2 protein-coding genes are annotated in these 1,389 nt (G+C 72.1%); both read left to right on the top strand.

Annotation, left to right across the window (positions count from 1 at the left end; all coding sequences use genetic code 11):
* The first annotated feature begins 682 nt into the window (after positions 1-682).
* Positions 683-892 carry a hypothetical protein gene (locus tag I4I78_RS32385; protein ID WP_218615314.1) on the top strand — a complete coding sequence of 70 codons (210 nt, stop codon included), beginning with the start codon at positions 683-685 and terminating at the stop codon, positions 890-892.
* A gap of 170 nt (positions 893-1,062) precedes the next feature.
* Positions 1,063-1,389, top strand: a 327-nt coding sequence (locus I4I78_RS32380) for a WhiB family transcriptional regulator (RefSeq protein ID WP_218615313.1), incomplete at its 3' end; no start/stop codon positions are given.

Below are 1,389 nucleotides of genomic sequence, written 5' to 3'. Positions count from 1 at the left end.
CTTCGATATCGGAGCCTGCCCGCGCCGCGCCCGGACGGCTCGCACCGCGCGCCGAGCGTCCCGCTGCGCGCTCGACGTTGCTCTGCGACCGCGGCATCGGACGCGGGACGTCGGGGAGCGCGCGGGACGGAGGGCAGCGCGCGGCTCGGGCGCGGCGGCGGGTTCGGGCGGTGAGGCCGTCACCAGCAACGATCTTCGAGACGTCCCGTCCCGAAGGGTCCCCTCGCTCACTCGGTGGTTTCGGGAGGTCCGTTCGAGACTTCGATATCGGAGCCTGCCCGCCCCGCGCCCGGACGGCTCGCACCGCGCCCGGGCGACTCGCACCGCGCGCCGAGCGTCCCGCTGCGCGCTCGACGGTGCTCCGCGACCGCGGCATCGGGCGCGGATCGTCGGGGAGCGCGCGGGACGGAGGAGAGCGCGCGGCTCGGGCGCGGCGGCGGGCTCCGGGCGGCCGGCCCGACGTGGGTGCCGACCCTGGGTCGGGTTCGGACGGTGAGGCTGTCACCAGCAACGATCTTCGAACCTGACGTTCACGCGAATTCCGAAGTATCAACTCGTTTAATCGGTTGTGCGGCCGTCACCGGTGCTTCTACAGTCGACTACACCGATCGGCCGAAGGGCTGTTCGGGACACGGCCCCATCGCGCGGCAGCGCACACGAGACGCCTGAGGAGGTGCTCCCCATGACCACGACCACGATCGAGATGTACGGCGACGTCGCTCCGGTCGACGTGCTGTCCGGGGGCGCCGTCATGTGCGCCGCGGGTGCGTCCGTGCTCCCGGTGTGGCGCCCGCGCGTCACCGAGGGTGGCTTCGCGCCGATCACCGCGCCCATCGCGAACAAGCACAACTCCACACGTGTGTCCGTTCCCGGATGCCGAGGTACCACCTAGTCCTCGTCAGACGACGGCCGATTCTCATCGGGGCCGCGGAACCCACACACAGGGGTCCGCGGCCCCGATTTTTTTGTCCCTACCCACCGCAGTACCGACACACCGGCGCAGTACCGACCAAGGAGGACCGACAGGTGCTAGTGCGATCAGCTCCGTGCGACGGCGGAGTGATGGCGACGACCGAGTGCGGAGGCGGCACCACCGCCGACGTGCTGTCCGGCCTGCTCAGCGCCGCCCCGGAGACCGGGCAGGACCTGCCCTGTCGTCGCGGCGACGCCGACATGTGGTTCGCCGAGGCGCCGGACGAGCTGGAGCGGGCGAAGTCGCTCTGCGCCGGCTGTCCGGTGCGGGCCGACTGCCTCGACGGCGCCATGGCCCGTGCCGAGCCATGGGGCGTCTGGGGCGGCGAGATCTTCGAGCGTGGACGGGTGATCCCCCGCAAGCGCCCGAGGGGTCGTCCGCGCAAGGCGGATCTGGAGCGCGACCGGGCCTACGCC

The organism is Pseudonocardia sp. KRD291, assembly GCF_019263595.1.
In the GTDB taxonomy this organism is placed as follows: domain Bacteria; phylum Actinomycetota; class Actinomycetes; order Mycobacteriales; family Pseudonocardiaceae; genus Pseudonocardia.
The sequence above is the reverse complement of the archived record's forward strand: the minus strand, read 5'-3'. Positions and strand labels throughout refer to the sequence as shown.

Bases quoted from the DNA above. Each gene is read 5' to 3' on its own strand.
- I4I78_RS32385 (WP_218615314.1), top strand. From the start codon at position 683: ATGACCACGACCACGATCGAGATGTACGGCGACGTCGCTCCGGTCGAC.